The organism is Burkholderia plantarii (genome assembly GCF_001411805.1).
GTDB lineage: Bacteria > Pseudomonadota > Gammaproteobacteria > Burkholderiales > Burkholderiaceae > Burkholderia > Burkholderia plantarii.
In genome coordinates this window covers 611,804-635,668 of sequence record NZ_CP007212.1, presented here as the reverse complement: position 1 = coordinate 635,668, position 23,865 = coordinate 611,804, and the positions used below count along the sequence as shown (strand labels likewise).

Annotated in this window: 27 protein-coding genes and 1 other RNA gene; 9 read left to right on the top strand and 19 right to left on the bottom strand. The window is 68.3% G+C overall.

Going from position 1 to position 23,865, the window contains the following annotated elements; genetic code table 11:
* The first annotated feature begins 153 nt into the window (after window positions 1–153).
* On the top strand, window positions 154–696 hold the full coding sequence (ruvC, locus tag bpln_RS02835; RefSeq protein WP_042626399.1) for a crossover junction endodeoxyribonuclease RuvC: 543 nt from the start codon (window positions 154–156) through the stop codon (window positions 694–696).
* 138 nt (window positions 697–834) lie between these two features.
* Here ruvC and bpln_RS38150 read toward each other — a convergent pair whose 3' ends face one another.
* On the bottom strand, window positions 835–957 hold the full coding sequence (locus tag bpln_RS38150) for a hypothetical protein (protein ID WP_275472433.1): 123 nt from the start codon (window positions 955–957) through the stop codon (window positions 835–837).
* Window positions 951–1,175: a hypothetical protein gene (locus bpln_RS37270; protein ID WP_209444928.1), complete on the bottom strand. Its 225-nt coding sequence runs from the start codon at window positions 1,173–1,175 to the stop codon at window positions 951–953. The genes bpln_RS38150 and bpln_RS37270 overlap by 7 nt, the downstream gene beginning before the upstream one ends.
* Window positions 1,176–1,288: 113 nt before the next feature.
* On the opposite strand from bpln_RS37270, the gene ruvA reads away from it, so the two are divergent.
* From ruvA to bpln_RS02810, 4 genes are all read left to right on the top strand, one after another.
* On the top strand, window positions 1,289–1,870 hold the full coding sequence (gene ruvA, locus bpln_RS02825) for a Holliday junction branch migration protein RuvA (RefSeq protein ID WP_042623874.1): 582 nt from the start codon (window positions 1,289–1,291) through the stop codon (window positions 1,868–1,870).
* 100 nt (window positions 1,871–1,970) lie between these two features.
* Window positions 1,971–3,038, top strand: a complete 1,068-nt coding sequence (gene ruvB, locus bpln_RS02820) for a Holliday junction branch migration DNA helicase RuvB (protein ID WP_042623873.1) — start codon at window positions 1,971–1,973, stop codon at window positions 3,036–3,038.
* Window positions 3,039–3,057: 19 nt separating this feature from the next.
* Window positions 3,058–4,155, top strand: coding sequence for an oxygenase MpaB family protein (locus tag bpln_RS02815; protein WP_055138033.1), 1,098 nt, complete (start codon window positions 3,058–3,060; stop codon window positions 4,153–4,155).
* A gap of 219 nt (window positions 4,156–4,374) precedes the next feature.
* Window positions 4,375–5,475, top strand: coding sequence for a ParB/Srx family N-terminal domain-containing protein (locus bpln_RS02810; protein WP_042626397.1), 1,101 nt, complete (start codon window positions 4,375–4,377; stop codon window positions 5,473–5,475).
* 41 nt (window positions 5,476–5,516) lie between these two features.
* Here the strand turns inward: bpln_RS02810 and bpln_RS02805 are convergent, their stop codons facing one another.
* The 3 genes from bpln_RS02805 to tyrS all read right to left on the bottom strand — a co-directional run bounded on the left by bpln_RS02805 (window position 5,517) and on the right by tyrS (window position 7,969).
* Window positions 5,517–6,179: a histidine phosphatase family protein gene (locus bpln_RS02805; protein ID WP_042623871.1), complete on the bottom strand. Its 663-nt coding sequence runs from the start codon at window positions 6,177–6,179 to the stop codon at window positions 5,517–5,519.
* Between the two features lie 90 nt (window positions 6,180–6,269).
* Entirely contained in the window at window positions 6,270–6,731 is a 462-nt protein-coding gene (dtd, locus tag bpln_RS02800) for a D-aminoacyl-tRNA deacylase (protein WP_055138032.1), read from the bottom strand.
* The gene (gene tyrS, locus bpln_RS02795; protein ID WP_042623869.1) at window positions 6,728–7,969 is read right to left on the bottom strand and encodes a tyrosine--tRNA ligase; all 1,242 of its coding nucleotides are present in this window, start codon (window positions 7,967–7,969) and stop codon (window positions 6,728–6,730) included. Before tyrS ends, dtd begins: the two co-directional genes overlap by 4 nt.
* A 202-nt stretch (window positions 7,970–8,171) precedes the next feature.
* Between tyrS and bpln_RS02790 the strand changes: the two genes are divergently transcribed.
* Window positions 8,172–9,275: an anhydro-N-acetylmuramic acid kinase gene (locus tag bpln_RS02790; RefSeq protein WP_055139427.1), complete on the top strand. Its 1,104-nt coding sequence runs from the start codon at window positions 8,172–8,174 to the stop codon at window positions 9,273–9,275.
* 102 nt (window positions 9,276–9,377) lie between these two features.
* On the opposite strand, the gene erpA is transcribed toward bpln_RS02790, so the two are convergent.
* The 4 genes from erpA to bpln_RS36570 all read right to left on the bottom strand — a co-directional run bounded on the left by erpA (window position 9,378) and on the right by bpln_RS36570 (window position 11,297).
* Window positions 9,378–9,752: an iron-sulfur cluster insertion protein ErpA gene (gene erpA, locus bpln_RS02785; RefSeq protein ID WP_042623868.1), complete on the bottom strand. Its 375-nt coding sequence runs from the start codon at window positions 9,750–9,752 to the stop codon at window positions 9,378–9,380.
* 203 nt (window positions 9,753–9,955) lie between these two features.
* Window positions 9,956–10,348 carry a 30S ribosomal protein S9 gene (rpsI, locus tag bpln_RS02780; RefSeq protein ID WP_042623867.1) on the bottom strand — a complete coding sequence of 131 codons (393 nt, stop codon included), beginning with the start codon at window positions 10,346–10,348 and terminating at the stop codon, window positions 9,956–9,958.
* Between the two features lie 13 nt (window positions 10,349–10,361).
* On the bottom strand, window positions 10,362–10,790 hold the full coding sequence (gene rplM, locus bpln_RS02775; protein WP_012734653.1) for a 50S ribosomal protein L13: 429 nt from the start codon (window positions 10,788–10,790) through the stop codon (window positions 10,362–10,364).
* A 363-nt stretch (window positions 10,791–11,153) separates the two neighbouring features.
* On the bottom strand, window positions 11,154–11,297 hold the full coding sequence (locus bpln_RS36570; protein ID WP_158511995.1) for a hypothetical protein: 144 nt from the start codon (window positions 11,295–11,297) through the stop codon (window positions 11,154–11,156).
* Window positions 11,298–11,475: 178 nt separating this feature from the next.
* On the opposite strand from bpln_RS36570, the gene bpln_RS02770 reads away from it, so the two are divergent.
* Complete coding sequence (locus bpln_RS02770; protein WP_055138031.1) at window positions 11,476–11,898, top strand: OsmC family protein; 423 nt, start codon at window positions 11,476–11,478, stop codon at window positions 11,896–11,898.
* Between the two features lie 96 nt (window positions 11,899–11,994).
* On the opposite strand, the gene rnpB is transcribed toward bpln_RS02770, so the two are convergent.
* The 3 genes from rnpB to pyrC form a co-directional block, all read right to left on the bottom strand.
* Window positions 11,995–12,409, bottom strand: an RNA gene (rnpB, locus tag bpln_RS17810) — RNase P RNA component class A.
* Between the two features lie 92 nt (window positions 12,410–12,501).
* Window positions 12,502–13,335: a DUF3025 domain-containing protein gene (locus bpln_RS02765; RefSeq protein ID WP_055138030.1), complete on the bottom strand. Its 834-nt coding sequence runs from the start codon at window positions 13,333–13,335 to the stop codon at window positions 12,502–12,504.
* On the bottom strand, window positions 13,332–14,405 hold the full coding sequence (gene pyrC, locus bpln_RS02760; protein WP_055138029.1) for a dihydroorotase: 1,074 nt from the start codon (window positions 14,403–14,405) through the stop codon (window positions 13,332–13,334). Before pyrC ends, bpln_RS02765 begins: the two co-directional genes overlap by 4 nt.
* Before the next feature lie 208 nt (window positions 14,406–14,613).
* On the opposite strand from pyrC, the gene bpln_RS02755 reads away from it, so the two are divergent.
* Window positions 14,614–15,561, top strand: a complete 948-nt coding sequence (locus bpln_RS02755; RefSeq protein WP_042623863.1) for a class II glutamine amidotransferase — start codon at window positions 14,614–14,616, stop codon at window positions 15,559–15,561.
* A 94-nt stretch (window positions 15,562–15,655) separates the two neighbouring features.
* On the opposite strand, the gene bpln_RS02750 is transcribed toward bpln_RS02755, so the two are convergent.
* From bpln_RS02750 to bpln_RS02725, 6 genes are all read right to left on the bottom strand, one after another.
* Entirely contained in the window at window positions 15,656–16,381 is a 726-nt protein-coding gene (locus tag bpln_RS02750) for an amino acid ABC transporter ATP-binding protein (protein WP_042623862.1), read from the bottom strand.
* The gene (gene gltK / locus bpln_RS02745; RefSeq protein ID WP_042623861.1) at window positions 16,378–17,055 is read right to left on the bottom strand and encodes a glutamate/aspartate ABC transporter permease GltK; all 678 of its coding nucleotides are present in this window, start codon (window positions 17,053–17,055) and stop codon (window positions 16,378–16,380) included. The genes bpln_RS02750 and gltK overlap by 4 nt, the downstream gene beginning before the upstream one ends.
* Entirely contained in the window at window positions 17,055–17,795 is a 741-nt protein-coding gene (locus tag bpln_RS02740) for an amino acid ABC transporter permease (protein WP_042623860.1), read from the bottom strand. Before bpln_RS02740 ends, gltK begins: the two co-directional genes overlap by 1 nt.
* Window positions 17,796–17,888: 93 nt before the next feature.
* Window positions 17,889–18,782 carry a glutamate/aspartate ABC transporter substrate-binding protein gene (locus bpln_RS02735; protein WP_042623859.1) on the bottom strand — a complete coding sequence of 298 codons (894 nt, stop codon included), beginning with the start codon at window positions 18,780–18,782 and terminating at the stop codon, window positions 17,889–17,891.
* A 247-nt stretch (window positions 18,783–19,029) separates the two neighbouring features.
* A complete protein-coding gene (locus bpln_RS02730; protein ID WP_042626395.1) occupies window positions 19,030–20,334 on the bottom strand; it encodes a Glu/Leu/Phe/Val family dehydrogenase in 1,305 nt (434 codons plus the stop codon).
* A gap of 342 nt (window positions 20,335–20,676) precedes the next feature.
* Complete coding sequence (locus bpln_RS02725) at window positions 20,677–21,633, bottom strand: LysR family transcriptional regulator (RefSeq protein WP_042623858.1); 957 nt, start codon at window positions 21,631–21,633, stop codon at window positions 20,677–20,679.
* 194 nt (window positions 21,634–21,827) lie between these two features.
* Between bpln_RS02725 and purB the strand changes: the two genes are divergently transcribed.
* Entirely contained in the window at window positions 21,828–23,216 is a 1,389-nt protein-coding gene (purB, locus tag bpln_RS02720) for an adenylosuccinate lyase (RefSeq protein WP_055138028.1), read from the top strand.
* Window positions 23,217–23,346: 130 nt separating this feature from the next.
* On the opposite strand, the gene bpln_RS02715 is transcribed toward purB, so the two are convergent.
* Window positions 23,347–23,850 (bottom strand): gluconokinase, encoded by a 504-nt coding sequence (locus bpln_RS02715; protein ID WP_055138027.1) that lies wholly within the window; start codon window positions 23,848–23,850, stop codon window positions 23,347–23,349.
* Window positions 23,851–23,865: the final 15 nt, after the last annotated feature.

Here is a 23,865-nt window from a genome sequence, read left to right as displayed (position 1 = left end):
CGCGACGTCAAACCAGCCTCGCGCCGGCACCATGCGATCGCCATGCATCATCACGAAACCACCGCGAGGCCGGTCATGACGCCTCGCGCGCGCCGCGATCGTTGTACCATCGCCGGAACCCGTTTTTTCCTCTCGCTTTTCTTCGGCCAGCCCATGCGAATCATCGGCATCGACCCCGGCCTGCGCGTCACCGGCTTCGGCGTGATCGACGTCCACGGCAGCAAGCTCGCCTACGTCACGAGCGGCGTGATCCGCACCCCCACCGCCGACCTCGCGGTCCGGCTCGGCACCATCTTCGACGGCGTCTCGACGCTGGTGCGCGAGCACACGCCCGACCAGGCCGCGATCGAGAAGGTGTTCGTCAACGTCAATCCGCAATCGACGCTGCTGCTCGGCCAGGCCCGCGGCGCGGCGATCTGCGGGCTCGTCTCGGGCGGCCTGCCGGTGGCCGAATACACGCCGACGCAGCTGAAACAGGCGATCGTCGGCTACGGCCGCGCCACCAAGGAACAGATGCAGCAGATGGTGGTGCGGCTGCTCGGCCTGTCGGGGCTGCCCGGCACGGACGCGGCCGACGCGCTCGGCACCGCGATCTGCCACGCACACGGCGGCGCCAAGCTCGAAACGCTCGGCGGCCTCGCGCCCGCGCTCGTCAAGAAGGGCTTTCGCGTGCGACGCGGGCGGCTGGTCGGCTGACTCGGCGTTGCGGTGCTTCGGCGCCTGCGCCGGGCACACCGTGCAAGTCGCCGCGGCCACCGCGAGCGGCGCACGACTTCGTGCGACGGCCGTCATTCATCACGCTCCCATGCGCCACGCCCGCCGTGGCGCACCCCGTCAGCCTTCGGGCGCGATCAGCGCGAGCTTCGGAAACCAGGTCCGATAGCACCTGACGTCGCGCGTCGGCAGCCGCGCGCCCAGCACGCTCGCGTGCGCGCCGAGGAAGAAATCGGTCAGCACGCCCGTGTTCGTGCCGCGCGTGTGCCGATAGCGCCCGGACACCTGCCGGCCAGGAACAGCGCCGCGCGCGGCATCGGATCGATGCGCAGGCGCGCGCCCGCGACGAACGCGACGAACGCGTCGAGCGATTCGATCCGCGCATAGCCGATCGTCAGCTCCGCGTAGACGACGTCGTCGCCAGCTCGACATCGCCGCCCCATCAAGGTAATACGCCGCATTCGTAACGAAATACGTCGTCCCGGCCATCGCAAGCGACGCGCCGGCCACCAGCCCGCCTCGTCCGTTCCCGCGTGCGCTACACTCGCGCTTTCCTCCCCTCGTCGTTCTCGTCATGATCGGTCGCATCGCCGGCACCCTGCTCGAAAAGAATCCTCCCCACCTGCTCGTCGACTGCAACGGCGTCGGCTACGAGCTCGACGTGCCGATGAGCACGTTCTACAACCTGCCGCCCACCGGTGAGCGCGTGGTGCTGCTCACCCAGTTGATCGTGCGCGAGGACGCCCACCTGCTGTACGGCTTCCTCACGCCGCAGGAGCGCTCGGCGTTCCGCGAGCTGCTGAAGATCACCGGGATCGGCGCGCGCATGGCGCTCGCGGTGCTCTCCGGCATGAGCGTGCAGGAGCTCTCGCAGGTGGTGACGATGCAGGACGCGGCGCGCCTGCAGCGGCTGCCCGGCATCGGCAAGAAGACCGCCGAGCGCCTGCTGCTCGAACTGAAGGGCAAGCTCGGCGCCGACCTTGGCGAGCTGGCCGGCCAGGCCTCGCAGTCGGACCACGCGGCCGACATCCTCAACGCGCTGCTCGCGCTAGGCTACTCGGAGAAGGAAGCGCTCGCCGCGATCAAGAACGTGCCGGCCGGCACCGGCGTGTCCGAGGGCATCAAGCTGTCGCTGAAGGCGCTGTCGAAGGCCTGAGCGGGTACCGCGAGCCACCACTCTCGCACGGCGCGACGGCTCGCGCGACTCGGCCGTTCGGCCGATTCGTCGGCGCGGTGGGGCGCGGTACAATGCCCGCATGATCGAAACCGACAAACTCGCCGGCGAGCGCATCATCGCCGCCACGCCCGCCTCGTCGCACGAGGAGGCGTTCGAACGCGCGCTGCGGCCGCGCCAGCTCGACGAATACGTCGGCCAGGAGAAGGTGCGCGGCCAGCTCGAGATCTTCATCGAGGCCGCCAGGCGCCGCTCGGAGGCACTCGATCACGTGCTGTTGTTCGGGCCGCCCGGCCTCGGCAAGACCACGCTCGCGCACATCATCGCGCGCGAGATGGGCGTGAACCTGCGGCAGACGTCCGGCCCCGTGCTGGAGCGCCCGGGCGACCTCGCCGCGCTGCTCACCAACCTCGAAGCGAACGACGTGCTGTTCATCGACGAGATCCACCGGCTCTCGCCCGTCGTCGAGGAAATCCTGTATCCGGCGCTCGAGGACTATCAGATCGACATCATGATCGGCGAGGGGCCGGCCGCGCGCAGCGTCAAGCTCGACCTGCAGCCGTTCACGCTGGTCGGCGCCACCACGCGCGCCGGCATGCTGACCAACCCGCTGCGCGACCGCTTCGGGATCGTCGCGCGGCTCGAGTTCTACGATGCCGGCCAGCTGTCGCGCATCGTGCAGCGCTCGGCCTCGCTGCTCAACGCGCGCATCGATCCGCACGGCGCGCTGGAAATCGCCCGGCGCGCGCGCGGCACGCCGCGGATCGCCAACCGGCTGCTACGCCGCGTGCGCGACTACGCCGAGGTGAAGGCCGACGGCGCGATCACCGAGCGCGTCGCCGATGCCGCGCTCGCGATGCTCGACGTCGATCCGGTCGGCTTCGACCTGATGGACCGCAAGCTGCTCGAGGCGATCCTGCACAAGTTCGACGGCGGCCCGGTGGGGGTGGACAATCTCGCCGCCGCGATCGGCGAGGAACGCGACACGATCGAGGACGTCCTCGAGCCCTACCTGATCCAGCAGGGCTTCCTGCAGCGCACGCCGCGCGGGCGTGTCGCCACGCTGCTCACCTATCGCCACTTCGGGCTGCCGGTACCCGACAGCCCCACGCCCGGCATCCCGGGCGCCGACGACGACACGCGGCGCTAGCCTCCCCGGAATCCGCACGATGTCCGCCCCGCCCCGCCGTGACGCCGCCGCTCCGCCGCCCGGACGCGGGCTCGCCGACCGGCTGCGTGCGCGGCTCGCGGGCGGTGTGACGCTGCTGACCACGGGCGGCGGCGGACCCTCGATCGACTATGCCGCGCCGCCCGGCGATCCCGGCCTGTTCGGCCCCGAGGCGGTCTGCTGGCGCGTCCACGCCGATTTCGCCTCGATGATGACGGGCGGCATCGCCGCGCTGCTGCTGCAGGCGCTGCACCCGCTCGCGCTGGCGGGCGTCTGGGACCATTCCACGTTCCGCACCGATATCCTGGGCCGGCTGCGCCGCACCGCGACGTTCGTCGCCGGCACCACGTTCGGCAACCGCGCCGACGCGCTCGCCCTGATCAAGCGCGTGAAGACGATCCACGCCGCGGTGACGGGCACCGCGCCGGACGGGCGCCCCTATCGCGCGAGCGATCCGGCGCTGCTGACCTGGGTCCACGTGGCCGAGGTGTCGAGCTTCCTCGCCGCGCATCTGCGCTACGTGAATCCCGCGCTGTCCGGCGCCGAGCAGGATCGCTACTACGCCGAGACCGCGCTGATCGCGACGCTGCTCGGCGCGCGCGACGTGCCGGCCTCGCGCGTCGAGATCGCCGCCTATCTCGAACGGATGCGCGGCGAACTCGTCGCCAGCGACCGCACGCGCGAGGTGATCCGCGTGCTGCGCGACGCGCCGGTGCCGCGCGCCGCGATGAAGCCGGCCGCCGCGCTGCTGTTCCACGCCGGCGTCGACCTGCTGCCGGACTGGGCGCAGCGCCAGCTCGGTCTCGCGACGCTCGCGCCGGTGCGGCGCGTGGTGGCGCGGCCCGGCATCCGCCTGATCGCGCCGGTATTTCGCTGGGCGCTCGTCAACGGCGCGTCGAAGCGCGCCCGCCGGCGCGCGGCGGCGACGCCGGGCACCTCCGTGGCGCTGGTGCCGCCCGCGTCGAACGCCCCCCCGGCCGCACCGCAACGGCCGCATCCGAACGGCTCCGGCGACGCCTCCAGCGCCTCCACTCCCTCCGTTCCCGCCCAAGCGGGACATCCCGCCGCCACCGACGGCGAACCGCCCACGCCACCCTGACCCGCCCGCCGTGCCCCGCCGGCGGCGGCATCCGATCTCGGGCACTGGCACCCGCGCACGCCCCGTCCACCGGCGCCACGCCAATCAGTCATTTCTGACTTCACCCTGCTTGCGATTTCCATCAGGTCGTTTTCAAATCACTGTCATGCAACGGCAAGCTTGCGCCTTTTCGCGCGCCGAGCGCGCCCTTCTCATTTGACGCCCTCCCTCACGATGACGATGCCTCCTTCGCTCAGCCGTTTCGCCCTGGCCGCCTCGTTCTGCTCGCTGCTCGCGCTCGTCGCCTGCGGCGGCGGCGCGTCCCCCGCCAGCTCGCTCGCCGCCACGCCGCAGCCGGCGTCCACGCCCGCGCAGACCGAGCCGGTACCCAGCACCCAGCCGGGCAAGTGGGCCACGGCCGCCACCGGCGACATGCTCGACGTCGCGCTCGGCGATCTGCATCCGACCCAGGCCGCGCTCGGCTACGACCAGATCTACTACAAGCTCGGCCGCTACGAACTCGATCCGACCAAAAAGTTTGACGACTTCTGCGCCGACGAGGGCCTCGGCGGCCTGACCAAGGACAGTTCCTCGTCCGCCTCGACACTGACCGACGCGGCGAGCTACGGCTGCACCACCACCGACACGAGCCAGCGCGACACCAGCATGCTGAACCCGGTGGTGGTCGGCCCGAACGGCGACACGCTGTACCTGACGGACGGCCATCACGGCCTGTCGACCTACTACGAGGTGCCCGACGGCGGCCCGACGCTGCACGTCCACGTCCTCGTCAAGGACAACCTGAGCCGCTACACGGGCAGCGCGTTCTGGGCGGAGATGCAAAGCCGCGGCTACACGCGCCTGAAGGATGCGAACGGCGCCGCCATCACGCCGGCCCAGCTGCCCATCGGGCTCGGCCTCAAGCTCGGCATGCAGGACGACGTCTATCGCTCGCTCGTCTACTTCACGCGCGACGTCGGCTACAGCAAGCCGACGCCGTCCACCGACTTCCTCGAGTTCTACTGGGCCGACTGGCTGCGCGCGACGTTCCCGCTGTCGGGCTACACGCTGACGAAGCTCGGCACGACCGATCCCGATCCGGCCACCGCCGACACCGGCTACCTGAACGCCACCTGGAACGCGTCGCTGCGGATGGTCGCGTCGACCGACCCGGTGATCGACGGCAAGACCGGCGCCGATCTGGGCCGGCTGGCGCAGATCAACGCGGGCAAGAAATACACGAAGGGAACGTTCGGCGACCTGATCGCGCCGATCACGGCGTCCAAGCCGGGCAAGCTCGCCTATGCGATCGACTACAAGACGCGCCACGGCCTGCAATGAACGGCGCCTGAACGGCCCCGCGAGCGCGGGGCCGTTTGCGTTTACAGCACCTTGCGGTAGCCGTCGTCGTCGCTGCCGCCGCCGAGATGGTCGACGTCGGCCCAGCGTACGATGCGCAGTGCGTCGCCGTCGGCCTCGACCACGTTGATGCTGGTGTTGAGCAGCGCGTACTGGCGCGGCGCGTCGAGCGGCAGCGACGCCGCGTGGCGATAGACGCAGTCGAGCACGCCGCCGTGCGTGACCACGGCGATGCGCCCGCCCGGATGCGCGGCCACGATCGGCGCGAGCGCGTGCAGCACGCGGTGATGGAACGCGCGATGCGATTCGCCGCCGGCCGGCTCGAAGCCGGGGTCGCGTGTCTGCCATTGCGCATGGGCATCGGGGAACTTGTCGGCGATCTCGGTGCTGTCGTGGCCCTGGAACGCACCATAGGCGCGCTCGCGCAGCCCGGCGTCGAGCCGCACCGGCAGGCCGAGCGCGTCGGCGCTCGGCTGCGCGGTCTGCCGCGCGCGCTGCAGGTCGCTCGAATAGATCGCGTCGAGCCGCGCGCCGCCACGCGCCTCGCGCGCGAGCCGTTCGGCGAGCCGCGCCGCCTGCTCGACGCCCGTCTCGGCGAGCGCGATGTCGATGTGCCCCTGGATGCGCTTGATGCGGTTCCAAGGCGTTTCGCCGTGGCGGATGAAGAGGATTTGCGTCGTGGTCATCGGTTGGCCGGTCGGAATGCGAGGGAAACGAAGCGAGAAGCGAAACGGGGCGCGGCCCGGCCGGCGGCCGGCGTCACCCGGGCCGCCGGGTCAGGCGGCGCGCGCCTGCAGCCAGAACGTGACGGGGCCGTCGTTGACGAGCGACACCTGCATCTCGGCGCCGAACTCACCGGTCTCGACGATCGGGTGCCGCGCGCGGGCCGCCTCGACGAAATAGTTGAACAGCCGCGCGCCCTCGTCGGGCGGCGCGGCCGGCGTGAAGCTCGGCCGCATGCCGCTCCGGGTGTCGGCCGCCAGCGTGAACTGCGAGACGAGCAGCAGGCCGCCCGCGGTGCCCGCGCCGTCGAGGTTCGTGACGGGCAGGTTCATCTTGCCGGCCACGTCGCTGAACACGCGATAGCCGAGCACCTTCGCGAGCAGCTTGTCGGCCTGCGCCTCGGTGTCGCCGCGCTCGGCACAGACGAGCGCGAGCAGGCCCGCGCCGATCTCGCCCGTCACGCGCTCGCAGACGCGCACGTCGGCGCGCCGCACGCGCTGGATCAGCGCGATCATGCGCCGACCGTCACGCGCGCGAAGCGCCGCTTGCCGACCTGCACCACGTACTCGCCCGCCTCGATCTTGAGGCCCTTGTCGGAGACGGTGGTGCCGTCGATCTTCACGCCACCCTGCTCGATGTTGCGCAGCGCCTCGCTGGTCGACGGCACCAGGCCGGCCTGCTTGAGCAACTGGCCGATCGCGAGCGGCGCGCCGCCGAGCGTGACCGACGGGATGTCGTCGGGTACGCCGCCGCGAGCGCGGTGGTTGAAGTCCTCGAGCGCCTGCTCGGCGTCGGCCTGCGAATGGAAGCGCGCGACGATCTCCTGCGCGAGCAGCACCTTGAAGTCGCGCGGGTTGCGGCCCGCCTCGATCTCGGCCTTGAACTTCGCGATCTCGCTCATCGGGCGGAACGAGAGCAGTTCGAAGTAACGCCACATCAGCACGTCCGAGATGCTCATCAGCTTGCCGAACATCTCGGTCGGCTTCTCGCTGATGCCGACGTAGTTGCCCTTCGACTTCGACATCTTCTCGACGCCATCGAGGCCTTCCAGCAGCGGCATGGTCAGGATGCACTGCGGCTCCTGCCCGTACTGCTTCTGCAGTTCGCGGCCCACCAGCAGGTTGAACTTCTGGTCGGTGCCGCCGAGCTCGAGGTCGGCGTTCAGCGCGACCGAGTCGTAACCCTGCATCAGCGGGTAGAGGAATTCGTGGATCGAGATCGGCACGCCGCCCTGGAAGCGCTTCGTGAAATCCTCGCGCTCGAGGATGCGCGCCACCGTGTAGCGCGAGGCGAGCTTGATCATGCCGTCGGCGCCGAGCGGCATCGACCATTCGCTGTTGTAGCGGATCTCGGTCTTGTCGCGGTCGAGCACCAGCGCGGCCTGCTCGAAATAGGTCTTCGCGTTCGCCTCGATCTGCTCGCGCGTGAGCGGCGGACGCGTGGCGTTGCGGCCCGACGGATCGCCGATCAGCGAGGTGAAGTCGCCGATCAGGAAGATCACCGTGTGGCCGAGATCCTGCAGCTGGCGCATCTTGTTGAGCACCACCGTGTGGCCGATGTGGATGTCGGGCGCGGTCGGGTCGAGCCCCAGCTTGATCCGCAGCGGCGTGCCCGTCGCCTCGCTGCGCGCCAGCTTCTGCGCGAACTCGTCCTCGATCAGCAGTTCGTCGACACCGCGCCTGGTGATCGCGAGCGCCTCGCGCACGGAATCGGTGATCGGGAGCGCGGGCTTCGTTTGGGGATCTTGGCTCATCGGTGCGGAAAAGGAGGAAAGTCGGAAAAGCGGTGATTTTCCCATAACTCGCGCGCGCATCGCTTAACGGCGCGGCGGCTTGCGCGGATAATCGGACCTCACCGGCGCGGGCACGCCGCCCGCGCGCTCGACGACAGGAGAAACCGTGGCGCCACATCGCAAGCAAGCCGACCATCCCGCCGACGGTGTCTATCTCGGCCTGATGTCGGGCACCAGCATGGACGGCTGCGACGGCGTGGCCGTGCGGTTCGCCGCGGGCGAGCCGCCGGCGGTGCTGGCCGAGGGCTTCGTCGGCTTCGCCGACACGCTGCGCGACGCACTGTTCGCGCTGCAGCAGCCCGGCGCCGACGAGATCGACCGCGAGGCGCGGGCGGCCAACGCGCTGGCCGCGCGCTATGCGGCCTGCTGCCACGAATTGCTGCGCTCGGCGAACCTCGCGCCCGACCAGGTCCGCGCGATCGGCGTCCACGGCCAGACCGTGCGGCACCGGCCCGAGCGCGGCTACACGCGGCAGACCAACAACCCCGCGCTGCTCGCCGAACTGACCGGCATCGACGTGATCGCCGATTTCCGCGCGCGCGACGTCGCCGCGGGCGGCCAGGGGGCGCCGCTCGCGCCGGGGTTCCATGCGACCGTGTTCGGCGCGCCGGACGAGACGCGCGTGGTCTGCAACCTCGGCGGCATCAGCAACATCACGATCCTGCCGGCCGAGGGCGCGCATGGCGGCGCCGGCGTGCGCGGCTTCGACTGCGGGCCGGCCAATGCGCTGCTCGACGCCTGGGCGCAGCGCCACCTCGGCAAGCCGTTCGACGACGGTGGCCGGCTCGCCGCGAGCGGCAAACCCGACACGGCGCTGCTCGCCGCGCTGCTCGCAGAACCGTATTTCGACCTGCCGCCGCCGAAGAGCACCGGCCGCGACCTGTTCAATCCTGACTGGCTCGACGCGCGCCTGCGCACCTTCCCGCAGGTCGCGCCGCCCGACGTGCAGGCCACGCTGGTGGCGCTGACCGCCGTCACGATCGCGCGCGAGATCGCGCGCCACGCGCCCGACTGCCGGTCCGTCTACGTCTGCGGCGGCGGTGCGCGCAACCCGGTGCTGCTGCGCGCGCTCGCCGACGCGCTGGCCGAGTCCGGCGTGAGCGCGGCGGTCGGCACCACCGCTGCGCTCGGCGTGCCGCCGCAGCAGGTCGAGGCAATCGCGTTCGCCTGGCTCGCCCATCGCTTCACGGCACGCGCGGCCGGCAACCTCGCCGGCGTGACGGGCGCGGCCGGGCCGCGCGTGCTCGGCGCGCTATACCCATGCTGATGGCAGGGAATCGTCCACGCCACGACAAAAACCCCACGCATGGCGTGGGGTTTTTCGAAACACGGGCGCCGGGCGCCCGCGCGTTGCGTCAGTGGCGGACGGTCAGACCGAGAACGACGAGCCGCAACCGCAGGTGGTGGTCGCGTTCGGGTTCTTGATCACGAATTGCGCGCCGTTCAGATCGTCCTTGTAGTCGATCTCGGCGCCGACCAGGTACTGGTAGCTCATCGAATCGATCAGCAACTGCACGCCACCCTTGTTCATCACGGTGTCGTCCTCGTTGACTTCCTCGTCGAACGTGAAGCCATACTGGAAGCCCGAGCACCCGCCGCCCTGCACGAACACGCGCAGTTTCAGCTCGGGATTGCCCTCTTCCTCGATCAGTTGCTTGACCTTGTCGGCGGCTGCGTCGGTGAAGACGAACGGCGCCGGCATTTCGGTGGTGGTGGTTGCCGCGGATTCGGTGACAGCGTTCATGCGAACTCTCCAAAAAAGCCCATTGCCGCTATTGTAGGGCGGTTCCGAAGATCGTGCCGAAGTCCTCGAAATCAAGCGGTTTGCGCCCCGATTACGGCCGGCGCGCGGCGCGCTCGCGAACCGCGCGCGCATAAAAAAACCGCCGGTCGAGACCGGCGGTTCTGGTCGGCGGCATCGCCCGCGGGCGATGGACCGAAAAGCGCTTAACGCTTCGAGAACTGCTTGGCGCGGCGTGCCTTGCGCAGACCGACCTTCTTACGCTCGACTTCACGCGCATCGCGCGTGACGAAGCCGGCGGTCGACAGTTGCGGCTTCAGCGTCGCGTCGTAGTCGATCAGCGCGCGCGTGATGCCGTGGCGCACCGCACCGGCCTGACCCGTTTCGCCGCCGCCCGTCACGTTGACCTTGATGTCGAACGTTTGAGCGTGGTTCGTCAGTTCCAGCGGTTGACGCACGATCATCAGCGACGTCTCGCGCGAGAAATAGTCGGCGATGGGCTTGCCGTTGACGATGATGTCGCCCTTGCCAGCCTTGATGAAGACACGAGCGACTGCGCTCTTGCGGCGGCCCGTACCGTAGTTCCAGTTACCGATCATTTGGTGGGTCCCCTTAGATCTCGAGCGCCTTCGGCTGTTGTGCCGAATGCGGATGCGTCGCTTCTGCGTAGACCTTCAGCTTCTTGATCATCGCGTAGCCGAGCGGGCCCTTCGGCAGCATGCCCTTGACCGCCTTCTCGAGCGCGCGGCCCGGGAAGCGTTCCTGCATCTTGCCGAACGTCGTTTCATAGATACCGCCCGGGTAGCCCGAGTGGCGGTAGTACTTCTTGTCGAGAACCTTGTTGCCCGTGACCTTCAGCTTGCTGGCGTTGATGACGATGATGAAATCACCGGTGTCGACGTGCGGGGTGAACTCGGGCTTGTGCTTGCCGCGCAGACGGCGTGCCACTTCGCTGGCGACACGTCCGAGAACCTTATCCGTCGCGTCAATCACGTACCATTCACGCGTCACCTCATGGGCTTTTGCGGAAAACGTCTTCATGATCGATCCAAAAATAATGACTGCTGCCCTGGTGTTTTTCCTGCTTGGATTTGGTTGCGCTCTGGGCGCTGTGCAGGCTCTCCCTGATTCTTCTCCGCGGGCATGAATGCGGAAAACCCTGAATTATAAAGGAATTCAGGTAGACCGGTCAAAGAAATCGCTTGGGTGGGCGAACCGGGTCGTGGCGGTCCTCGGCGACGCGGTCCGCGGATGGGCCGCGCGCTCGTCCGGCCATGGCGTCGCGGCCCGGCAAGCTGCCGTTTCACGCACGCTGGACGAAAAAAAGCCCGAACCGTCGTTCGGGCTCAATCCACCTTTGGAGGAGGGTGGAGGAGACAGCCGGAGATTGCCGCAACGCGACAATCAATGGATGCGATTATAGGAACCGGCGACGGGCAGCACAAGAAAATCTACATGATGAAATGGAAACTCATAATGCGAAATTTTCATGCGGCTCTGCAGCATCACCGCCTTCCCCATTGAAATCAGGGCGTTGAGCGAAATCATCAGACCATTCATGTGCGGCAATCTAGAGCAAAACCCCTAACCCGGCGCCTCGTACAACGCAAAGCCGCGCTGCGCGCAACGTTCGATGCTTGCCATTCCCGCACCGCGTCAGCCGGGCGTGGCGACGCGGGCTACAATGCCGTTTGGTAATCGAAGCCGAAGAGGCTGGAGCACACGCATGGAATGCAAAGTTAGCTGGATGGGCCAGGATGGCATGGCGTTCGTCGCGCAGACGGGTAGCGGCCATCTCATTGCCATGGACGGCGCGCCCGGAGGCGGCGGCAACAACCTCGCCCCGCGCCCGATGGAAATGGTGCTGGTCGGCACGGGCGGCTGCACCGCGTATGACGTCGTGCTGATCCTGCAGAAGAGCCGCCAGGAAGTGACCGACTGCTCGGTGACGCTGAAGGCCGAGCGCGCGAGCGAGGATCCGAAGGTGTTCACGAAGATCCACTTCCACTTCACCGTCACGGGTCGCAACCTGAATCCGGCCACGGTCGAGCGCGCGATCAACCTGTCGCACGACAAGTACTGCTCGGCATCGATCATGATCGCGAAGACGGCCGAGCTCACGCACTCGTTCGACATCGTCGCGGGCTGAACGGCGCGGCGGCCGGCGCAACGGCTCTCCCGTTCGCCCCGCCGCAAAACGAAAAGGCCGGCGCCAATCCTGGCGCCGGCCTTCGTTCGTGTCGGGCGGCAAAGCGGGCCGATAAGCCGGATTCTGTGCATCGCGCGTGTCCAGGACGCGCGCGAGGTGGCAGTCATTCCTCTAGGCGCGCCATTGCTGACGCGCTCAAGCTTCCTACCCGCAGACGAGACGGGGGCACCGCCCTGCATCGCGAAGATGCGCGCCTGCCTACTTGGAATTGCTCCGGGTGGAGGTTACCGTGCCGGTCTGCGTCGCCGCAGCCGCGGTGCGCTCTTACCGCACCGTTTCACCCTTACCTGATCCCGGCTTGCGCCGGGCCATCGGCGGTCTGTTCTCTGTTGCCCTGTTCCGCGTGTCGCCACGGATGGCCGTTAGCCATCACCCTGCCCTGGCGGAGTCCGGACTTTCCTCGCCCCGCACGACCGGAAGCCGTGCGGGCCGCGACTGCCTGGCCCACTTTGCGAGGCGAATTCTAGCATCGACGCGGCCGCGCCGGGAATCGGCAAAGCAGGGAGCCAACCGGGCAACTCCCGGCCGCGACCGTGCCCCGTTTCAGCCGCGCGCACGACGGCCTGCGCGAAACACCTGCGGGTCGTCGTAGAAGCCCGGCTCCGCGTTCGCGGCGCACCAGCCCGGCACGCCGAGCACCGGGACCGGCGCGAAGCCGCCGTGCGGCGGCAGCCGCGCGTCGAAGCCGGCGGCAACGTGCGCGTCGAGCCAGCCGCGGCGCGCGCCCTCGTCCCAGTCGAACCAGGCGGGCGGCGCCTCGACGATCCAGGCATGCGCGCAGCAGGCCTTGTAGGGCGCGACGAGTTTCTCGAGCAGTGCATGGCCGACCAGCCGCAGCTCGCAGGCCCGGCCCCAGGCCGCGCGCGCCTCGACGAACAGCGTCCGCCAGCCGAAGCGGCGCAGCGCGTCGCCGAGCGCCGGATCGGCGGTGACGAACAGCGCGCCGTTCTCGTCGAGCAGCGTCAGCGCATCGCGCAGGCCGCCGCGCGCGCCGCCCACGCCGAGCGCGTCGATCGCCGCCGACTGCCGCGCGTTGATCGCGGCCTTGAGGCGCGGATAGCCGAACCAGACCAGCGCGTTGAAGAAATCGTGGAGATTGTGGCGAGTCGGCACGCCGCCGGTGGTGGCGATCTGCGTCTCGTAGGCGACGCCGGCCGGCAGCGCGGCCTGTTCGATGAAGCGCAACGGCAGGCCGCGCCCGGTGACGATGCCGGCCGTGGCCGCGTCGGCGGCCAGCGCCGCGAGCCAGGCGGCCTCGCCGGCCAGCGCGGCGGCTTGCCAGCGCGGCCCGTGTACCGCGAACGGCGCGAGCCACGGCGCCTGCCAGTCGATCGCCGCGAAGCCGGCACTGGACGGGCCGCCCGCGCCTCCGCTCACGCGAGGCGCCAGCCGATCGGCTCGCCGCCGCGCAGCGGCACGACCGAGGTGTCGCCGGCCTCGATGGTGGCCGGCAGCTGCCAGGTCTCGCGGCGCAGCGTGACCGTGTCGGTGGCACGCGGCAGGCCGTAGAAATCGGCGCCGAAGAAGCTCGCGAAGCCTTCCAGCTTGTCGAGCGCGCCGGCCTGGTCGAACGCTTCCGCGTAGAGTTCGAGCGCGTGCAGCGCCGTGTAGCAGCCGGCGCAGCCGCAGGCCGCTTCCTTGGCGTCCTTCGCGTGCGGGGCGCTGTCGGTGCCGAGGAAGAAGCGCGCGTTGCCCGAGGTCGCCGCCTCCACCAGCGCGACGCGGTGCGTCTCGCGCTTGAGCACCGGCAGGCAGTAGTAATGCGGCCGGATCCCGCCCGTGAAGATCGCGTTGCGGTTGTAGAGCAGGTGATGGGCCGTGATGGTCGCGCCGAGCGTGCCGGGTGCCGCGTCGGCGTCGCGCACGTAGTCGGCCGCGTCCTTGGTCGTGATGTGCTCGAACACCACCTTGAGCGCCGGGAAATCGCGGCGCAGCGGCGTCATCACCCGATCGATGAACACCCTCTCGCGATCGAACAGATCGATCTCGGCATTGGTGACCTCGCCGTGGACCAGCAGCGGCATGCCCGTTTCCTGCATCGCCTCGAGCGCGCCCGCGCATTTGCGCAGGTCCGTCACGCCCGCGTCGGAGTTGGTCGTGGCGCCGGCCGGATAGAGCTTCACGCCATGCACGAAGCCGCTCTCACGCGCGCGGCGGATCTCGTCGGCCGGCGTGTTGTCGGTCAGGTAGAGCGTCATCAGCGGCTCGAACGCCATGCCGGCCGGCAGCGCGGCGAGAATCCGCGCGCGGTACGCCTCGGCCTGCGCCGTGGTGGTCACGGGCGGCTTCAGGTTCGGCATGATGATGGCGCGGCCGAACTGGCGCGCCGTATGCGGCAGCACGGCGGCCAGCATCGCGCCGTCGCGCACGTGCAGGTGCCAGTCGTCGGGACGGGCGAGGGTCAGCGAGGTGACGGAAGCGTCGGGAGAGGCGTTCGGAGCGGTCATGGGGCGTCGTCGGGGATGGCGGGCGGCAGCGCGCGCGGGCCGCCGCGTTCGCGCCCCGCGGCCCGTCGCGAGTGACGGAAAACCGCAACAGGGGACCGCGGACACGCGGGTTCCACTTTTGGCCGCCCGGGGCTCGGTGATATGCTTGAAACCGCCATTGTACCGGTTCCTCCCGGTGTCCCCCCTGCCTCGTCTGCCGTAACGTCCTATGTGCCAACTCTTCGGAATGAACTGCGCCGAGCCGACCGACGTGACCTTCTCGTTCACGGGTTTCGCGGCCCGCGGCGGGCTCACCGATCATCACGCGGACGGCTGGGGCATCGCGTTTTTCGAGGACAAGGCCTGCCGGCTGTTTCTCGACCACCAGTCGTCGGCCACCTCGCCGCTCGCCGAGATGGTCAAGCGCTATCCGATCAAGTCGAAGAACACCATCGCGCACATCCGCAAGGCCACCCAGGGCGCGATCCTGCTGGAAAACAGCCATCCGTTCATGCGCGAGCTGTGGGGGCGCCACTGGATCTTCGCGCACAACGGCGACCTGCCCGGCTTCGCGCCCGGCCTCGACGACGGCGTCTACCAGCCGGTCGGCACCACCGACAGCGAGCGCGCGTTCTGCCTGCTGATGCAGGGCCTGCGCGACACCTTCCCGGGCGCGCAGCCGCCGCTGCCTGAACTGTTCGAGCGGCTCGCCGAGCTGACCGGGCAGATCACCGCGCACGGCGTGTTCAACTTCCTGCTGTCGAACGGCCAGGCGCTGTTCGCGCACTGCTCGACGCGGCTGCACTACCTGGTGCGGCGCTGGCCGTTCTCGACCGCGCATCTGATCGACGAGGATCTCTCGATCGACTTCGCGAAGTACACCACGCCCGAGGATCGCGTCGCCGTGATCGCCACGCAGCCGCTGACCGACGATGAGGTCTGGACCGCGTTCGAACCGGGCGAGCTGCTGATGTTCCAGTGCGGCGACGTCGCCGCGAAGACGCGCGTGGCGGTGCCCGAGATCGTGCTTGAGAAGCTGCGCAATCCGGCGCTCGATCCGTCGGCGTCGGTCAACTGCCGGCGCGCGGCGGTGGCGAATGCATCCGCCGGCACGGACGTCACGCTCGAAGCCGCCGCCACGGCCGCCGCGCACGGCGACGATCCGGTCGATTTCTGAGCGGCCCCCGCCCTTCGCGCCTTTCGCGCCATCCATGAAAAACGCCCGGCAGCGCCGGGCGTTTTTCATGCGGCAGCCGCGAACGCGCGCGTCCTCAGTGCAGGATCTTCGCGAGGAAGTCCTTCGCGCGATCGGACTTCGGATTCGCGAAGAACTCGTCCTTGCGGTCGTCCTCGACGATCGCGCCCTTGTCCATGAAGATCACGCGATGGGCGACCTTCTTCGCGAAGCCCATTTCGTGCGTCACGCACATCATCGTCATGCCTTCCTGCGCGAGCTCGACCATCACGTCGAGCACCTCGTTGATCATCTCGGGATCGAGCGCCGAGGTCGGCTCGTCGAACAGCATCGCGATCGGGTCCATCGACAGCGCGCGCGCGATCGCCACGCGCTGCTGCTGGCCGCCCGAGAGCTGGCCCGGGAACTTGTGCGCGTGCGCCTTGAGGCCGACCCGGTCGAGCAGCTTGAGGCCCTTGTCGTTGGCCTCGTCCTTGCCGCGGCCGAGCACCTTGATCTGCGCGAGCGTCAGGTTTTCCGTGATCGACAGATGCGGGAACAGCTCGAAGTGCTGGAACACCATGCCGACCTTCGAGCGCAGCTTCGAGAGGTTGGTGCGCTTGTCGCCCACCGACTCGCCGTTCACGAGGATCTCGCCCTTCTGGAACGGCTCGAGGCCGTTCACGGTCTTGATCAGCGTGGACTTGCCCGAGCCGGACGGGCCGCACACCACCACCACCTCGCCCTTCTTCACTTCCGTCGTGCAGTCGGCCAGCACCTGGAACTGCCCATACCACTTCGAGACGTTCTTGATGGAAATCATCTTGTAACCTTTTTCTGAAGACCTTTGACGAGCGCGGATGCCAGCACGCACACGACGAAATAGCAGGCGCCCGCGAACAGGATCATCTCGACGTTGGTGCCGTCGCGGTCGCCGATGTTGGTGGCCGTGCGGAAGAAGTCCGCGAGGCTGATCACGTAGACGAGCGAGGTGTCCTGGAACAGCACGATCGCCTGCGTGAGCAGCAGCGGCACCATCGCGCGAAACGCCTGCGGCAGGATCACGAGGCGCATCGCCTGGCCGTAGCCCATGCCGAGCGCGAACGCCGCGTTGACCTGCCCGCGCGGCACCGCCTGGATCCCCGCGCGAATGATCTCAGAATAATACGCGGCCTCGAACAGCGAGAACGCGATCATCGCCGAGGCGAGCCGGATGTCGATGGTCGGCGACAGCCCGAGCACGCCCTGCAGCAGCTGCGGCACGATCAGGAAGAACCACAGCAGCACCATCACCAGCGGGATCGAACGGAACACGGTCACGTAGAGCCGCGCGAACCATTGCAGCCCGGTGACGCCCGACAGCCGCATCAGCGCGAGCAGCGTGCCCCACACGATGCCGACCACGATCGCCAGCACGGTGATCTCGAGCGTGACGATCGCGCCCGTCCACAGCGCCGGCAACGCGCCGGGAATTCCACTCCAGTCGAAGTCGTGCATCACTTGCCTCCGATGTAGCCGGGCAGCCGCGTCCTGGACTCGATCCAGCGCATCAGGGCCATCACGACGAGGTTGATGATGACGTAGGCCAGCGTGACGGCGATGAACGATTCATAGGTCTGCGCGGTGTAGTCGACCAGTTGGCGCGCCTGCGCCGACAGGTCGAGCAGGCCGATGGTCGAGGCCACCGCCGAGTTCTTGAAAATGTTCAGGAACTCGGAGGTGAGCGGCGGCACGATGATCCGGTACGCCACCGGCAGCAGCACGAAGCGGTAGGTCTGCCATTCGGTGAAGCCCACCGCGAGCCCGGCCGCGCGCTGGCCCTTCGGCAGCGCGGCGATGCCCGAGCGCACCTGCTCGCAGACGCGCGCGCCGGTGAACAGGCCCAGGCACACCACCGAGGCGGTGAAGAACTGCGTGCCCGGCGGCAGCTGCTTGATCCAGGTGCCGATCGCGCTCGGCAGCAGCTCGGGCACCACCAGATACCAGATGAAGAACTGCACGATCAGCGGGACATTGCGGAAAATCGACACGTAGAGCGTGCCGAGCGCGGACAGCCAGCGGTTGGGGACGGTGCGCAGCACGCCGAACAGCGAGCCGACAATGAGCGCGATCACCCAGGCCACGAGCGAGACCTTGATGGTCACCCAGAAGCCCGACAGCAGCCAGCCGAGGTAGGTGGTCGGCTCGCCCGTCGAAACGGGGCTCAGGAAGATTCCCCAGTTCCAGTGGTAAGACATGATGGACAGGACTCCAGCATCCGGCAAAAAGAAACGGAAGAAGCGCGAAGCCTCTTCCGTTGCATCAGAGCGTCAAATGGAACGCCGGGCGATTCAGTCGAGCGCCTTGTCGTTCGGGCTCGCGTAGAGCTTCTTCATCGCGTCCGACAGCGGGAAGTTCAGGTTCAGCCCCTTCGGCGGGATCGGGTTCTCGAACCACTTCGTATAGAGCTTGGCTGCCTCGCCCGACTTCTCGGTCTCGATGATCGCATCGTCGACCACCTTCTTGAAGGCCGGATCGTCCTTGCGCATCATGCAGCCGTAGGCCTCTTCCGATTGCGGCGTCCCGACGATCACCCAGTTGTCGGGCTTCTTCGCCTTGGCGCGCTCGCCGGCCAGCAGCGCGTCGTCCATCATGAACGCGACCGCGCGGCCCGTCTCGAGCGTCTGGAACGACTCGCCGTGGTCCTTCGCGCTGATGATGCTCATGCCCATCTGCTTGTCGTTGTTCATCGCGCGCAGCAGGCGTTCGGAGGTGGTGCCCGCCGTCGTCACGACGGTCTTGCCCTTGAGGTCGGCGAAATCCTTGATGCCCGAGTCCTTCGAGGTCATCAGGCGCGTGCCGATCACGAAATAGGTGGTCGAGAAGGCGGCCTGCTTCTGGCGGTCAAGGTTATTGGTGGTCGAGCCGCACTCGATGTCCACGGTGCCGTTCTGCACCAGCGGAATCCGGTTCTGCGACGTGACCGGGATGTTCTTGGTCTGCAGGTTCGGCAGGTTCAGCTTCTTCTTCACGGCGTCGACGATGCGCATCTGGAAGTCGCGCGCGTAGCCGATCACCTGCTGGTTCTGGTCATAGTACGAAAACGGAATCGACGACTCGCGGTGACCGAGCGCGATCACGCCGGTGTCCTTGATCTTCTTGAGGGTCCCCGTCTCCTGCGCGATGGCACCGCCGGCGAAGGTGGCGAGGGCGGCGGTGAGCAGCAGCGCTTGTTTGATTTTCATCTGGCATCTCCTTGGGCTAACGTCAGGCAGTCTAACAAAGTAACTCTAATGAAAGAAATTGTTGTCGGGCGCATTTTGTTTTGATTGTTCACAGTTCATGTGTCACGCCTGACGTGCCATCTCAAACGGGTCCAGATGTGAAAAACGGGCGATACCGGATCCGGTATCGCCCGCAACGGGTGGCGGCGCGGCGGGGGGAGCCGCGCCGCCGGGTCGACCGGCGGCAAGCCGCCGGTCCAGGGGGTGATCAGGGATAGAGGCCGCGCATTTCGCGCGCCATCAGGATCCGCTTGCAGGCCACGATGAACGCCGCCGTGCGCACCGACACATTGTGCTCCTGCGCGACCGACCAGACGCCGGCGAACGCCTCGCGCATGATGCGCTCGAGCCGCTGGTTGATCTCGTCCTCGGTCCAGAAAAAGCTCGAGAAATCCTGCACCCATTCGAAATACGAGACGGTCACGCCGCCCGCGTTGGCGATCACGTCGGGGATCACCAGCACGCCGTTGGCCGCGAGGATGTCGTCGGCCGCCGTGGTGGTCGGGCCGTTCGCGCCTTCGACGACGATCTTCGTGCGGATCTTGCCGGCGTTCTTCTCGGTGATCTGGTTCTCGAGCGCGGCCGGGATCAGGATCTCGGTCTCGACGGTCCAGAACTCGTCGTTCGCCATCGGCTCGGCGCCCTCGAAGCCCGCCACGCCGCCGGTGCGCGCGACGTGGTCGAGCAGCTTCACGGCGTCCACGCCGGCCGGCTGGTAGATCGTGCCGGTGTGATCCTGCACGGCGACGACCTTCGCGCCCGCTTCCTGGAACAGCTTGCCGGCGATCCCGCCGACGTTGCCGAAGCCCTGCACCGCGATGCGCGCGCCCTGGATCTCGACACCCTTCTTCTGGGCCGCCTCGCAGCCCACCACGAACACGCCGCGGCCGGTCGCCTCGCGGCGGCCGAGCGAGCCGCCGAGCGTGATCGGCTTGCCGGTCACGACGCCGGTGGCCGTCTGGCCCTGGTTCATCGAGTAGGTGTCCATCATCCACGCCATCACCTGTTCGTTGGTGTTGACGTCCGGCGCCGGGATATCGGTGTTCGGCCCGATGATGATGCCGATCTCGCTCGTGTAGCGGCGCGTCATGCGCTCGAGTTCGCCGCGCGAGAGCTTGCGCGGATCGACGCGGATGCCGCCCTTCGCGCCGCCATACGGCACGTTGACGGCCGCGTTCTTGACCGACATCCAGGCCGACAGCGCCATCACTTCCGAGAGCGTGACGTCCTGGTGGTAGCGCACGCCACCCTTGCCGGGGCCGCGCGAGACGTTGTGCTGCACGCGATAGCCCTCGAAGTGGGCCACGGTGCCGTTATCGAGCTCGATCGGCACGTCGACCACGAGGATGCGCTTCGGGCGCTTCAGCGTTTCGAGCCAGCGCGACAGCGAGCCGAGATACGGCGCGACGCGGTCGACCTGCTGCAGGTAGTTGCCCCACGGGCCCAACGCTTCCGCGTTCAGGTAGGACGGAATGGACTGCGCGACGAGCGAGGACTGCGGTTGCGAAGACATGGATTCTCCAACGGTCAGCGAATGACGCACATTGTCGAAAATCAGGTTTTCGAAATCCAATGCCGTTTGTTTATTCGATTATGCGTTTCTTGCATGATCGCGCTATTACCGGGCAACCGGCGGGTTCCGTCCCTGAACGGCGGCAATCCCCATGCCTTCGGGAAGCGGCGTCGGACGCGCCGTGAAATGCGATACCAGCCAGCGTCGGTGCGGCGCCAAGGGGTGCCGCGCCTTGCCCGACAAGGCTGGCGGGCGGGCTGCGCCAAGCTGGGAGGCACGCCGCAGCATGCCGATTGACCCCGCCCGCGTGTCGGCTATCCCGCTATCCGCGCCGACGGTATCTCAGCGCGCGCGCTGCGCCAGTTCCTCGACGACGGCGTCCCATAGCGCGCGCACCAGCGTCTGGCGGGCCTCGTCGCCGTGCACGGCGAGCTTGTCACGATAGAGCCGGATCTCCATGGTCAGCGTGAACGGCTGCGCGCCGCCCGCGCGCGCGGGCCGGTCGAGGCGGATCAGCTCGCCGCGCGCTACCGCGTCCTCGACCGCGCTGTGCGGCAGGAACGCGATGCCATGGCCGGCCAGCGCCATCGCCTTGAGCCCCTCGGCCATGTCGGTCTCGTAGATGCGGTCCAGGTGCAGCGGCTCGCGCGCGTTGGCGATGATCACCTCGGTCATCCGGCCCAGGTACGCGTTCGGCGTGTAGGACAGGTAGGGCACCGGCGCGTCGGCGCCGCCGGGCAGCGTGTAGCGCGGCCGCCCGGCGCGCAGCGGCGCCGAGAACGGGCTGATCGGCTCCATGCCGAGCGTGAGCATGTCGTAGCGCGACGGGTCGAGCGCCACCGGATGGCTCGGATGGTGGTAGCCCATCACCAGATCGCAGCCGCCCTCGACGAGCGAGAGCACCGCGTCGTGGACGTTCAGCGCGCGCAGCCGCGTATGCACGGGGCCGAGCTTGGCCTCGATGCGCTGCAGCCAGAACGGGAAATAGGTCAGCGAGAGCGTGTGCGGCACCGCGAACTCGATGGTCGGCACCGGCGCCGCCGCGTGGCCACGCAGCACCGTGCGCGCCTCGTGCGCCTGCGAGAGCATGGTCAGCGCCTGTTCGAGGAAGACCTGACCGGCCTGCGTGAGCCGCGTCGGGTAGACGGAGCGGTCGATCAGCTCGGTGCCGAGCCACGCCTCGAGCGCCTGGATCCGCCGCGAGAACGCCGGCTGCGAGACGTGCCGCGATTCGGCCGAACGGCTGAAGCTTCGCGTCTCCGCGAGCGAGACGAAGTCTTCGAGCCATTTCAGTTCCATGCGGACCCTTGCTGCGCGGCGATTGTGGAGCCCGCATTGTAGCCGCGCGCCGGCGCCGGGGCGGCGTCGGCGCACATGACGGCCCCCCGCGGGCCGCGCCGCGGCACCCGGCATGGACAGCGCGCCGGAGCCGGCCGCCGCCGATGGTAAAATTCCGGGTTGACTCTCTTCACGCCCGAACCGGCCGCCCCATCATGTCCGACACCCGCCCCGACACCCTTTTCGCCCTCACCGCGCTCTCGCCGCTCGACGGCCGCTACGCGAGCAAGACCGAAGCGCTGCGCGAGTGGCTCTCCGAGGCCGCGTTCATGCGCCACCGCGTGACGGTCGAGGTCCATTGGCTGATCGCGCTGTCGCGCGCCGGCTTCGCCGAAGTGCCGCGCTTCTCGGACGCCTCCGAGCAGTTCCTGCTGCAGCTGGTCGAGCGCTTCACCGCGCACGACGCGGCGCGCATCAAGGACATCGAGCGCGTGACGAACCACGACGTGAAGGCCGTCGAATACTGGCTCAAGGAATCGGTGAAAGGCCAGCCGGAACTCGAGGCCGCGAGCGAATTCATCCACTTCGCCTGCACGTCGGAAGACATCAACAACACCTCGCACGGCATGATGCTGGCCGGCGCGCGCGACAAGGTGATCGTGCCGGCGCTGCGCAGCGTGCAGCAGCGGCTCGTCGCGCTCGCGCACGCGCAGGCCGACCAGCCGATGCTGTCGCGCACGCACGGCCAGCCGGCCAGCCCGACTACGCTCGGCAAGGAAATCGCCAACGTCGCGGCGCGTCTCGCGCGCGCCATCGAGCGCATCACGAAGGTCGAGCTGCTCGGCAAGATGAACGGCGCGGTCGGCAACTTCAACGCGCACCTGTCGGCGTATCCGGCGTTCGACTGGGAAGCGTTCTCGAAGGACGTGGTCGAGAACCGCCTGAAGCTCGCGTTCAATCCGTACACGATCCAGATCGAGCCGCACGACTACATGGCCGAGCTGTTCGACGCCGTGGCGCGCGCCAACACGATCCTGCTCGACCTCGACCGCGACGTCTGGGGCTACATCGCGCTCGGCTACTTCAAGCAGAAGACCAAGGCCGGCGAGATCGGCTCGTCGACCATGCCGCACAAGGTCAACCCGATCGACTTCGAGAACTCGGAAGGCAACCTCGGCCTGGCCAACGCCACGCTGCGCCATCTTTCCGAGAAGCTGCCGGTGTCGCGCTGGCAGCGCGACCTGACCGACTCCACGGTGCTGCGCAACATCGGCGTGGCGTTCGGTTACTCGCTGCTCGCCTACGAATCGCTCACGCGCGGCCTCGACAAGCTCGAGGTAAACCCGGCGCGCCTGAACGAGGATCTCGACAACTGCTGGGAAGTGCTGGCCGAGCCGGTGCAGACCGTGATGCGCCGCTACGGCATCGAGAACCCCTACGAACAGCTGAAGGAACTCACGCGCGGCAAGGGCATCACGCGCGAGGCGCTGCAGCAGTTCGTGGGCGGCCTCGCGATCCCGCAGGACGCGAAGGACCTGCTGCTCGCGATGACGCCGGCCTCGTACATCGGCAAGGCGGCCGAACTCGCGAAGCGGATCGCGTAACGCATGCATGACGGCGTGCCGCCGCGCGGCACGCAAAACGAAGGCGCCCGGGGCATTCGCCGCCGGGCGCCTTTTTCATGGCGCGAGCCGGGCGCCGGCAGCGCCGGCCCGCGTGATCGCAATGCGGCCGTCAGGCCTTCGAGGCGAGGCCGAGCTTCTTCAGCACCTCGTCGACCATCTGCTCGGGCGTCTGCTCGATGCTGACCTCGACCGCCTCGTCGTCGCCCGGCACCTCGAGCGTGTCGAGCTGGCTCTGCAGCAGCGACGGATCGAAGAAGTGGCCGGTGCGCGTCTTGAGCCGCTCGCTCAGCACTTCCATCGTGCCCTGCAGGTAGACGAAGCGCACGTCGGCGTCGCCGCCGCGCAGCACGTCGCGATACGAGCGCTTCAGCGACGAGCAGGTGAACACCGCCGTCTCGCCCGCGCGCTGCTTCGCCTCGATCGCCGCGCGGATCGCCTTCAGCCACGGCCAGCGGTCGTCGTCGGTGAGCGGAATGCCGTGATGCATCTTTTCCTTGTTGCCGGCGCTGTGGAACGCGTCGCCATCGGTGAACGTGCATCCGAGGCGCTCCGCCAGCAGTTCGCCGATGCGCGTCTTGCCGGCGCCCGAGACGCCCATTGCGATCAAAATCATTGACTACCCCTTGCT

Bases quoted from the DNA above. Each gene is read 5' to 3' on its own strand.
- bpln_RS02715 (WP_055138027.1), bottom strand. From the start codon at position 23,850: ATGATTTTGATCGCAATGGGCGTCTCGGGCGCCGGCAAGACGCGCATC.
- gltK (WP_042623861.1), bottom strand. From the start codon at position 17,055: ATGCACGACTTCGACTGGAGTGGAATTCCCGGCGCGTTGCCGGCGCTG.
- bpln_RS02810 (WP_042626397.1), top strand. From the start codon at position 4,375: ATGCCTCCTTCGCTCAGCCGTTTCGCCCTGGCCGCCTCGTTCTGCTCG.
- ruvC (WP_042626399.1), top strand. From the start codon at position 154: ATGCGAATCATCGGCATCGACCCCGGCCTGCGCGTCACCGGCTTCGGC.
- bpln_RS36570 (WP_158511995.1), bottom strand. From the start codon at position 11,297: ATGATTTCGCTCAACGCCCTGATTTCAATGGGGAAGGCGGTGATGCTG.
- bpln_RS02740 (WP_042623860.1), bottom strand. From the start codon at position 17,795: ATGTCTTACCACTGGAACTGGGGAATCTTCCTGAGCCCCGTTTCGACG.
- bpln_RS02730 (WP_042626395.1), bottom strand. From the start codon at position 20,334: ATGTCTTCGCAACCGCAGTCCTCGCTCGTCGCGCAGTCCATTCCGTCC.
- bpln_RS02815 (WP_055138033.1), top strand. From the start codon at position 3,058: ATGTCCGCCCCGCCCCGCCGTGACGCCGCCGCTCCGCCGCCCGGACGC.
- bpln_RS02735 (WP_042623859.1), bottom strand. From the start codon at position 18,782: ATGAAAATCAAACAAGCGCTGCTGCTCACCGCCGCCCTCGCCACCTTC.
- bpln_RS02750 (WP_042623862.1), bottom strand. From the start codon at position 16,381: ATGATTTCCATCAAGAACGTCTCGAAGTGGTATGGGCAGTTCCAGGTG.
- ruvA (WP_042623874.1), top strand. From the start codon at position 1,289: ATGATCGGTCGCATCGCCGGCACCCTGCTCGAAAAGAATCCTCCCCAC.
- rplM (WP_012734653.1), bottom strand. From the start codon at position 10,790: ATGAAGACGTTTTCCGCAAAAGCCCATGAGGTGACGCGTGAATGGTAC.
- purB (WP_055138028.1), top strand. From the start codon at position 21,828: ATGTCCGACACCCGCCCCGACACCCTTTTCGCCCTCACCGCGCTCTCG.
- pyrC (WP_055138029.1), bottom strand. From the start codon at position 14,405: ATGACCGCTCCGAACGCCTCTCCCGACGCTTCCGTCACCTCGCTGACC.
- bpln_RS02805 (WP_042623871.1), bottom strand. From the start codon at position 6,179: ATGACCACGACGCAAATCCTCTTCATCCGCCACGGCGAAACGCCTTGG.
- bpln_RS02770 (WP_055138031.1), top strand. From the start codon at position 11,476: ATGGAATGCAAAGTTAGCTGGATGGGCCAGGATGGCATGGCGTTCGTC.
- bpln_RS02725 (WP_042623858.1), bottom strand. From the start codon at position 21,633: ATGGAACTGAAATGGCTCGAAGACTTCGTCTCGCTCGCGGAGACGCGA.
- tyrS (WP_042623869.1), bottom strand. From the start codon at position 7,969: ATGAGCCAAGATCCCCAAACGAAGCCCGCGCTCCCGATCACCGATTCC.
- rpsI (WP_042623867.1), bottom strand. From the start codon at position 10,348: ATGATCGGTAACTGGAACTACGGTACGGGCCGCCGCAAGAGCGCAGTC.
- bpln_RS02755 (WP_042623863.1), top strand. From the start codon at position 14,614: ATGTGCCAACTCTTCGGAATGAACTGCGCCGAGCCGACCGACGTGACC.
- ruvB (WP_042623873.1), top strand. From the start codon at position 1,971: ATGATCGAAACCGACAAACTCGCCGGCGAGCGCATCATCGCCGCCACG.
- erpA (WP_042623868.1), bottom strand. From the start codon at position 9,752: ATGAACGCTGTCACCGAATCCGCGGCAACCACCACCACCGAAATGCCG.
- dtd (WP_055138032.1), bottom strand. From the start codon at position 6,731: ATGATCGCGCTGATCCAGCGCGTGCGGCGCGCCGACGTGCGCGTCTGC.
- bpln_RS37270 (WP_209444928.1), bottom strand. From the start codon at position 1,175: ATGCGGCGTATTACCTTGATGGGGCGGCGATGTCGAGCTGGCGACGAC.
- bpln_RS02790 (WP_055139427.1), top strand. From the start codon at position 8,172: ATGTCGGGCACCAGCATGGACGGCTGCGACGGCGTGGCCGTGCGGTTC.